Below are 8,847 nucleotides of genomic sequence, written 5' to 3'. Positions count from 1 at the left end.
TCGTGCTTTTTCCGAATAAATAAGATAGAATAATCTAGAATAAATGATAATAGAAAAGAGAAAATTATGAAAATTCGTGGTTTTGAATTGGTTTCGAGTTTTACAGATGAAAATTTATTGCCCAAGCGTGAGACAGCTCATGCGGCTGGCTATGACTTAAAGGTTGCCGTGCGTACGGTGATCGCGCCAGGAGAGATTGTCTTAGTTCCGACAGGGGTTAAGGCTTATATGCAACCAACTGAGGTCCTCTACCTTTATGATCGCTCTTCAAACCCTCGTAAAAAGGGCTTGGTTTTAATTAACTCAGTTGGGGTTATTGATGGGGACTATTATGGAAATCCTGGGAATGAAGGGCATATTTTTGCGCAGATGAAGAATATCACAGACCAAGAGGTTATTCTTGAAGTTGGGGAACGTGTTGTCCAGGCTGTCTTTGCTCCTTTCTTAATTGCAGATGGAGATACGGCAGACGGCGTTCGAACTGGTGGTTTTGGTTCAACTGGTCACTAGGATGAAGATTATCTTTGTACGCCACGGGGAGCCAGATTATAGTATGCTTGATAAACTTGAAAATCCGCAACTCTATAGTGGTTTTGGTCGTGATTTAGCACCATTGACAGGAAAAGGTCGCAGTCTGGCAAAAGAAGTTGCTAAAACTGCATGTTTTGGAAAGGCAGAGATTATTATTTCATCGTCTGTGACGAGGGCTTTAGAAACAGCACATTATATAGCAGTTGAAACAGGATTGGACTTATTTGTGGAGCCGTTTTTTCATGAGTGGCGTCCAGACTTAGATGGCACTAACTCTGATTTAACTAGTGTATTGGTAGCTCATGAATATTATCTAAAACATCAAGGAGGTTTATCTGAAGATTCTCCTTATCGCTATGAAACTGATCTAGAGATGCGTCATCGTTTTTTAAGAGCTTTGGAAAAATATAAAAATTATAAAACTATTATCATTGTAACTCACGGAATGCTCATGCGCCAGTTTGTGCCAAATGAGAAGATTGATTTCTGCCAAGTAATTGAGTGTGAGTTAGAGATATAGAAAGAGGTTTATCATCGCAAAGAAAAAAGCGACATTTGTATGTCAAAATTGTGGGTATAATTCCCCTAAATATCTGGGTCGTTGTCCCAACTGTGGGTCTTGGTCTTCTTTTGTAGAAGAGGTTGAGGTTGCCGAGGTCAAAAATGCGCGTGTGTCCTTGACAGGTGAGAAAACCAAGCCTATGAAACTGGCTGAGGTGACTTCTATCAATGTCAATCGAACCAAGACGGAGATGGAGGAATTCAACCGTGTGCTTGGAGGCGGAGTGGTACCAGGAAGTCTTGTCCTCATCGGTGGGGATCCTGGGATTGGGAAATCAACCCTTCTCCTACAAGTTTCGACTCAGCTGTCTCAAGTGGGTACGGTTCTCTATGTCAGTGGGGAGGAGTCTGCTCAGCAGATTAAGTTACGAGCAGAGCGCTTAGGTGATATTGATAGTGAGTTTTATCTCTATGCAGAGACCAATATGCAGAGCGTTCGATCTGAGGTGGAGCGCATTCAACCAGATTTTCTCATCATCGACTCTATCCAGACTATTATGTCTCCTGAAATTTCAGGAGTACAGGGGTCTGTCTCTCAGGTGCGTGAGGTAACGGCTGAACTCATGCAGTTGGCGAAGACTAATAATATTGCTATCTTTATCGTAGGGCATGTGACCAAGGAAGGAACCTTGGCTGGTCCGCGTATGTTGGAGCATATGGTAGATACGGTGCTTTACTTTGAAGGGGAACGTCACCATACCTTTCGTATCTTGAGAGCAGTCAAAAACCGTTTTGGTTCTACTAATGAGATTGGGATTTTTGAGATGCAGTCGGGTGGCTTGGTTGAGGTGCTCAATCCGAGTCAAGTTTTCCTAGAGGAGCGTTTGGACGGTGCTACTGGTTCGTCAATCGTTGTGACCATGGAAGGGACCCGTCCGATTTTGGCGGAGGTTCAGGCTTTGGTAACACCAACCATGTTTGGAAATGCTAAGCGCACAACGACAGGACTTGATTTCAATCGTGCGAGTTTGATTATGGCTGTTTTGGAAAAACGAGCAGGGCTTCTTTTGCAAAATCAGGATGCCTATCTCAAATCTGCTGGTGGCGTGAAATTGGATGAGCCTGCCATTGACTTAGCCGTTGCGGTTGCGATTGCTTCAAGCTACAAGGACAAGCCTACCAATCCTCAGGAATGTTTTGTGGGTGAACTGGGCCTGACCGGAGAAATTCGACGCGTGAATCGTATCGAACAACGTATCAATGAAGCGGCAAAACTGGGTTTTACCAAGATTTATGTACCCAAGAATTCCTTGACAGGAATCACTCCACCCAAGGAAATTGAAGTCATTGGTGTGACGACTATTCAGGAAGTTTTGAAAAAGGTCTTTGCATAATCCGTGACAAATCCTCTTAAAAATGATAAGATAGGAGAAATATTTGATTATCAAATTTTTGAGGAGGGAATCGTGTCGTATTTTGAACAGTTTATGAAAGCCAATCAGGCTTATGTTGCCCTACATGGGCAGTTAAATTTGCCACTTAAACCCAAAACCAGAGTAGCTATCGTGACCTGCATGGACTCGCGTCTACACGTTGCGCAAGCTCTAGGTTTGGCACTTGGGGATGCCCATATCTTGCGGAATGCGGGTGGTCGAGTGACTGAAGACATGATTCGTTCACTGGTGATTTCCCAGCAACAAATGGGGACAAGAGAAATCGTGGTGCTTCACCATACAGACTGTGGAGCTCAAACCTTTCAAAATGAAAGTTTTCATGAACATTTGAAACACGAGCTCGGAGTTGATGTGTCTGATCAAGATTTTTTACCATTCCAGGATGTTGAAGAGAGTGTGAGAGAGGATATGTGGTTACTTCGAGAATCTCCACTGATTCCTGATGATGTGGTTATTTCAGGTGCTGTCTATGATGTGGATACAGGAAGTATGAGAGAGGTATACTAACTTTGTCTCGAAAAAATTTCATCCTAGCATAAAATCGATTGTTAAAATGTAGGATTTTTAGTTTTAATATAGCTAATATAAAATAGTAAAAACAAGGGTATAAATGTTTGCTCTTGTTTTATTTTTGATTGAAAAATAAAGGAAAAAGCGCTACAATGGTAAATGGAAAATGTTGTGTAAAAAACAAGTGATACATAAATACCGGAGGAAATCATGTCTTTTTCTGATTTAAAGCTGTTTGCCCTTTCTTCTAATAGAGAATTGGCAGAGCGTGTGGCGCAAGAAATTGGGATAGAGTTGGGGAAATCGACTGTTCGCCAATTTTCAGATGGGGAGATTCAGGTCAACATCGAAGAATCAATCCGTGGAAAACACGTCTTTATCCTACAATCAACTAGCTCACCTGTAAATGACAATCTGCTCGAAATTTTGATTATGGTGGACGCATTGAAGCGTGCTAGTGCAGAATCTGTCAACGTTGTCATGCCTTACTATGGCTATGCACGTCAGGATAGAAAAGCGCGCGCGCGTGAGCCAATCACTGCAAAACTCGTTGCAAACATGCTAGAAGTTGCTGGGGTAGATCGTTTGTTGACGATTGATTTGCACGCTGCACAGATTCAGGGATTCTTTGATATTCCTGTAGATCACTTGATGGGTGCTCCATTGATTGCGGACTATTTTGAACGTCGTGGCATGGTTGGCTCTGACTACGTGGTTGTCAGCCCAGACCATGGTGGGGTGACTCGTGCTCGTAAATTGGCGGAGTTTTTGAAAACTCCGATTGCGATTATTGATAAACGCCGTAGTGTAGACAAGATGAATACCAGTGAAGTGATGAATATTATCGGTAAGGTAGAAGGTAAGACTTGTATCTTGATTGACGATATGATCGATACAGCTGGAACTATTTGCCATGCGGCGGACGCTCTTGCTGAAGCAGGTGCTGTTGAAGTATATGCAAGCTGTACGCACCCAGTACTTTCTGGCCCTGCTATGGATAATATCCAAAAATCAGCTATTAAAAAATTGGTTGTTTTGGATACTATCTATCTACCAGAAGAGCGTTTGATTGATAAGATTGAACAGATTTCTATTGCCCACCTCTTAGGGGATGCCATTGTTCGTATCCACGAAAAACGTCCTCTTTCTCCTCTATTTTGTATTGAGAAAAAGATTTAATCTTTCACTTGAAATAGATAGTTCTCCTAGCAAGAAAAGAAACTTGCTAGGAGATTTTTATAGTCAAAATCTGCAAGCCTTTTCAAAATGTGCTATACTGATGAAAAAAGGAGGATCTCTATGAGCCAAGAATTTATCAATCCAAGTGATGGTGTGATCCGCCAGTATCTGGCGACCAGTAAAACGTTAGCGGTAGTGGGCTTGTCCGATCGTGAGGAAACAACCAGCAATCGAGTGACCAAGGAAATGCAGGCTCGGGGCTATAAAATCATTCCAGTTAATCCCAAGGCTGCAGGTGGGGAAATCTTGGGAGAAAAGGCTTATGCGAGTCTAGCTGAGATTCCTTTTCCTGTGGATATTGTCAATGTATACCGACGGAGCGAGTTTTTGCCAGATGTGGCGCGTGATTTTCTCAGGGCTGATGCCAAGATTTTTTGGGCGCAATTAGGACTTGAAAATCTAGAAGCGGAAGAAATCTTGCGTGCTGGAGGATGCGATGACATCGTGATGAATCGCTGTATCAAGAGAGAACATACTCGCTTAATTCTTAAGAAATAAAAAGGTAGCCATGGGCTACCTTTTTATATTATAAAGTACCAATCAATGCTTGCATGCCAAGGCTGGTGAGGATGATAGCAATCCAGCAAAGGGCTCCGAGGACAATAGATTTGCCACTGGATCTAACCATGGCAATCAGATTGGTTTTGAGACCGATAGCACTCATGGCCATGATGATAAAGAATTTAGAGAGTTGTTTGAGAGGGGTAAAGAAGCTACTGGACACACCGAGAGAGGTAAGGAGAGTCGTTAAGAGAGAGGCCAGGATAAAATAAAGGATAAAAAGTGGGAAAACTTTTTTTAGTTGTAGGCCTTGTTTATTTTCTTGCTGGCGACTTTGCCAGTAGGAGAGGAAGAGAGTGATGGGAATGATCGCTAAGGTGCGCGTGAGTTTAACAATGGTTGCAGACTCGAGGGTATTGGTCTGATAAAGACTGTCCCAGGCACTAGCTGTGGCCGTTACAGAAGAAGTATCATTGACCGCAGTTCCTGCAAAGAGAGCAAAGCCGTCATTGGATAGATGAAGCCAGGTTCCTAGAGTTGGAAAGATGAGCGCAGCCAAGATATTGAAGAAAAAGATAACGGAAATGGCTTGGGCGACTTCCTTTTCCTTAGCATGGATAACAGGCGCTGTCGCCGCAATGGCAGAACCTCCACAGATCGAAGATCCCACTCCAATCAAGGTAGCCAGTTTTGTATCCAGTGCAAAGAAACGCTGGAAGAGGTAGGCGACAATCAAGGAAATTGAAATTGTTGATAGGATGACAGGGAGTGAAGTTTGTCCGACTGCAAAGACTTGCGAGATATTGAGACCAAAACCAAGCAAGATAACAGCATACTGGAGTAATTTTTTGGAACTAAAGGTCAGACCTGCATCTAGTTGTTTGTAGGGGGAGAGCCAGGGGTGTAGGAGCATTCCTATAAAGATTGCAAAAACGGGTGCACCCACGACGGGGAAAAGTCCTCCTAGAAACCAAGAAATGATAGAAATGAGAAGGCAGGCCAAGATGCCTGCTCCATTTTTTGATAGAAATGACATAAAAACCTCCAATCATAATCTGTTACCATTATAGACCTGTAAACAGGAAAAGTAAAATAGAAAGTGGAAAGCTATTCTATAATGTATTTTTGCGGTTGGGGGGCTTTTGTAGTATAATAGAGATACGTTTTGAGAGTAGGAGGTATCTATGGACTTAACTAAGCGCTTTAATAAACAATTAGATAAGATTCAAGTTTCGTTGATTCGCCAGTTTGACCAGGCTATTTCGGAGATTCCTGGGGTCTTGCGTTTGACCTTGGGGGAACCTGATTTTACAACGCCAGATCATGTCAAGGAGGCAGCCAAGCGAGCCATTGATCAGAACCAATCCTACTATACAGGGATGAGCGGTTTACTGACCTTGCGCCAGGCTGCTAGCGACTTTGTAAAAGAAAAATACCAGCTAGATTATAATCCTGAAAATGAAATTTTGGTTACAATTGGGGCGACAGAGGCTTTATCTGCTACTTTGACGGCTATTTTGGAAGAGGGGGACAAGGTGCTCTTGCCAGCTCCTGCCTATCCAGGATATGAGCCGATTGTCAATCTAGTTGGGGCAGAGATTGTCGAGATTGATACAATTGAAAATGGTTTTGTCTTGACCCCTGAAATGTTGGAAAAGGCCATTTTGGAGCAAGGGGACAAGCTCAAAGCAGTTATTCTCAACTATCCAGCCAATCCGACAGGAATTACCTATAGTCGAGAGCAGTTGGAAGCCTTGGCAGACGTTTTACGAAAGTATGAGATTTTCGTTGTCTGTGATGAGGTTTACTCAGAATTGACCTATACAGGGGAAGCCCATGTATCTCTGGGAACTATGCTGAGAGACCAGGCTATTATTATTAATGGCTTGTCTAAATCGCATGCTATGACTGGTTGGCGTTTAGGCTTTATCTTTGCTCCTGCAGCTTTCACAGCTCAGTTAATCAAGAGTCACCAATATTTGGTTACTGCCGCAAATACCATGGCGCAACATGCTGCGGTGGAGGCCTTGACCGCTGGTAAAAACGACGCAGAGCCTATGAAGAAGGAATACATCCAGCGTCGAGATTATATTATCGAAAAGATGACAGCTCTTGGTTTTGAGATTATCAAACCAGACGGTGCCTTCTATATCTTTGCTAAGATTCCAACAGGTTATAATCAAGACTCCTTTGCTTTTCTGAAGGATTTTGCCCAGAAGAAGGCTGTTGCCTTTATTCCGGGTGCTGCTTTTGGTCAGTATGGAGAAGGCTATGTGCGTCTGTCTTATGCAGCCAGCATGGAAACGATCAGGGAGGCTATGAAACGACTTGAGGAGTACATGAGAGAAGCATGATTCAGTCTATCACGAGTCAAGGCTTGGTGCTCTACAATCGTAATTTTCGTGAGGATGACAAGTTAGTCAAGATTTTTACCGAGCAGGCTGGCAAGCGCATGTTTTTCGTCAAACACGCTGGTCAGTCCAAACTAGCTCCGGTTATTCAGCCCTTGGTGTTGGCGCGATTTCTCTTGCGCATCAATGATGACGGGCTTAGCTACATCGAGGACTACCATGAGGTGATGACCTTTCCCAAGATTAATAGTGATCTCTTTGTCATGGCCTATGCGACCTATGTGGCTGCTCTTGCAGATGCTAGTTTGCAGGATAACCAGCAGGATGCTCCCTTGTTTACTTTTTTGCAAAAGACTTTGGAGTTGATGGAAGAGGGTTTGGATTATCAGGTTTTGACCAATATTTTTGAAATTCAAATCTTGACCCGATTTGGGATTAGCCTTAATTTTAATGAGTGTGTCTTTTGCCATCGGATCGGTCAGGCTTTTGACTTTTCTTTCAAATATGGAGCCTGCCTCTGTCCAGAGCATTATCATGAAGATGAGAGACGTTGCCATCTCAATCCCAATATCCCTTATCTACTCAATCAATTTCAAGCCATTGATTTTGAGACCTTGGAGACCATTTCGCTCAAGCCCGAAATCAAGCAAGACTTGCGCAAGTTTATAGACCAAATCTACGAAGAGTATGTTGGAATTCACCTAAAATCAAAGAAATTTATTGATTCCCTAGCAGACTGGGGACAATTACTAAAAGAGGAAGACAAATGAAAAAAATCGCAGTAGATGCTATGGGGGGCGATTATGCACCTCAAGCTATCGTTGAGGGTGTCAATCAAGCCCTGGCTGACTTTTCAGATATTGAGGTTCAACTCTATGGAGACGAAAGCAAAATCAAGCAATATCTAACAGCGACAGAACGTGTCAGCATTATCCATACGGATGAGAAGATTGATTTTGATGATGAACCTACAAAAGCTATTCGTAAGAAGAAAAATGCCAGTATGGTATTAGCGGCTAAGGCAGTCAAAGAAGGAGAGGCAGACGCTGTCCTCTCGGCTGGGAATACAGGTGCCTTGTTGGCTGCAGGATTCTTCATTGTCGGTCGTATCAAGAATATCGACCGTCCTGGACTCATGTCAACCTTACCGACCATTGATGGCAAAGGCTTTGACATGCTAGACCTTGGAGCCAATGCAGAAAATACAGCTCATCATCTGCACCAATACGCTGTTTTGGGTTCCTTTTACGCGAAAAATGTTCGTGGGATTTCGAAACCACGTGTTGGCTTGCTCAATAATGGAACAGAAAGTAGCAAGGGTGATCCTCTTCGTAAGGAAACCTACGCCTTGCTAGCAGCGGATGAAAGCTTGAATTTTGTCGGAAACGTGGAAGCGCGTGATTTGATGAATGGCGTTGCGGATGTTGTTGTGGCAGATGGTTTCACGGGAAACGCTGTGCTCAAATCTATTGAAGGGACAGCTATGGGAATTATGGGCTTGCTCAAGACAGCTATCACAGGTGGTGGTCTTCGAGCGAAACTAGGTGCTCTTCTTCTCAAGGATAGCCTTAGAGGTTTGAAAAAGCAACTCAACTATTCAGATGTTGGTGGAGCAGTCTTGTTTGGTGTTAAGGCACCGGTTGTCAAGACTCATGGCTCAAGTGATGCCAAGGCTGTGTATAGTACGATTCGCCAGATTCGTACTATGCTAGAAACAGACGTAGTTGCCCAGACTGCGCGTGAATTTTCAGGAGAATAAA

10 protein-coding genes are annotated in these 8,847 nt (G+C 43.3%); 9 read left to right on the top strand and 1 reads right to left on the bottom strand.

Translation table 11 applies throughout. The features are described 5' to 3' along the window. The first annotated feature begins 66 nt into the window (after positions 1-66). From KIH88_RS09455 to KIH88_RS09430, 6 genes are all read left to right on the top strand, one after another. Positions 67-510, top strand: coding sequence for a dUTP diphosphatase (locus tag KIH88_RS09455; RefSeq protein WP_213988824.1), 444 nt, complete (start codon positions 67-69; stop codon positions 508-510). A 1-nt stretch (position 511) separates the two neighbouring features. Then, positions 512-1,051, top strand: a complete 540-nt coding sequence (locus KIH88_RS09450) for a histidine phosphatase family protein (protein WP_213988823.1) — start codon at positions 512-514, stop codon at positions 1,049-1,051. Between the two features lie 13 nt (positions 1,052-1,064). Beyond that, complete coding sequence (gene radA, locus KIH88_RS09445; RefSeq protein WP_081102559.1) at positions 1,065-2,426, top strand: DNA repair protein RadA; 1,362 nt, start codon at positions 1,065-1,067, stop codon at positions 2,424-2,426. 72 nt (positions 2,427-2,498) lie between these two features. After that, a complete protein-coding gene (locus tag KIH88_RS09440; protein WP_213988822.1) occupies positions 2,499-2,993 on the top strand; it encodes a beta-class carbonic anhydrase in 495 nt (164 codons plus the stop codon). Between the two features lie 213 nt (positions 2,994-3,206). Next, a complete protein-coding gene (locus tag KIH88_RS09435; protein WP_000010177.1) occupies positions 3,207-4,175 on the top strand; it encodes a ribose-phosphate diphosphokinase in 969 nt (322 codons plus the stop codon). A gap of 120 nt (positions 4,176-4,295) precedes the next feature. Further along, positions 4,296-4,733 (top strand): CoA-binding protein, encoded by a 438-nt coding sequence (locus tag KIH88_RS09430; protein ID WP_213988821.1) that lies wholly within the window; start codon positions 4,296-4,298, stop codon positions 4,731-4,733. Positions 4,734-4,761: 28 nt separating this feature from the next. Here the strand turns inward: KIH88_RS09430 and KIH88_RS09425 are convergent, their stop codons facing one another. Then, complete coding sequence (locus KIH88_RS09425) at positions 4,762-5,772, bottom strand: YeiH family protein (protein ID WP_000009130.1); 1,011 nt, start codon at positions 5,770-5,772, stop codon at positions 4,762-4,764. Positions 5,773-5,920: 148 nt separating this feature from the next. Here KIH88_RS09425 and KIH88_RS09420 point away from each other — a divergent pair, with 148 nt between their 5' ends. Genes KIH88_RS09420 through plsX form a run of 3 tightly spaced genes read left to right on the top strand, consistent with a single transcriptional unit; the run spans position 5,921 to position 8,846 of the window. Next, entirely contained in the window at positions 5,921-7,090 is a 1,170-nt protein-coding gene (locus tag KIH88_RS09420; RefSeq protein ID WP_213988820.1) for a pyridoxal phosphate-dependent aminotransferase, read from the top strand. Beyond that, a complete protein-coding gene (gene recO, locus KIH88_RS09415; protein WP_096422951.1) occupies positions 7,087-7,857 on the top strand; it encodes a DNA repair protein RecO in 771 nt (256 codons plus the stop codon). Before KIH88_RS09420 ends, recO begins: the two co-directional genes overlap by 4 nt. Then, positions 7,854-8,846 (top strand): phosphate acyltransferase PlsX, encoded by a 993-nt coding sequence (gene plsX / locus KIH88_RS09410; RefSeq protein WP_213988819.1) that lies wholly within the window; start codon positions 7,854-7,856, stop codon positions 8,844-8,846. Before recO ends, plsX begins: the two co-directional genes overlap by 4 nt. Position 8,847: the final 1 nt, after the last annotated feature.

This window comes from Streptococcus oralis (assembly GCF_018448765.2).
GTDB lineage: Bacteria > Bacillota > Bacilli > Lactobacillales > Streptococcaceae > Streptococcus > Streptococcus oralis_BM.
The sequence above is the reverse complement of the archived record's forward strand: the minus strand, read 5'-3'. Positions and strand labels throughout refer to the sequence as shown.

What these genes read in the sequence shown, in the direction of transcription:
- KIH88_RS09455 (WP_213988824.1), top strand. Translation starts at nt 67, where the DNA reads ATGAAAATTCGTGGTTTTGAATTGGTTTCGAGTTTTACAGATGAAAAT.
- KIH88_RS09450 (WP_213988823.1), top strand. Translation starts at nt 512, where the DNA reads ATGAAGATTATCTTTGTACGCCACGGGGAGCCAGATTATAGTATGCTT.
- KIH88_RS09435 (WP_000010177.1), top strand. Translation starts at nt 3,207, where the DNA reads ATGTCTTTTTCTGATTTAAAGCTGTTTGCCCTTTCTTCTAATAGAGAA.
- KIH88_RS09430 (WP_213988821.1), top strand. Translation starts at nt 4,296, where the DNA reads ATGAGCCAAGAATTTATCAATCCAAGTGATGGTGTGATCCGCCAGTAT.
- KIH88_RS09425 (WP_000009130.1), bottom strand. Translation starts at nt 5,772, where the DNA reads ATGTCATTTCTATCAAAAAATGGAGCAGGCATCTTGGCCTGCCTTCTC.
- KIH88_RS09420 (WP_213988820.1), top strand. Translation starts at nt 5,921, where the DNA reads ATGGACTTAACTAAGCGCTTTAATAAACAATTAGATAAGATTCAAGTT.
- recO (WP_096422951.1), top strand. Translation starts at nt 7,087, where the DNA reads ATGATTCAGTCTATCACGAGTCAAGGCTTGGTGCTCTACAATCGTAAT.
- plsX (WP_213988819.1), top strand. Translation starts at nt 7,854, where the DNA reads ATGAAAAAAATCGCAGTAGATGCTATGGGGGGCGATTATGCACCTCAA.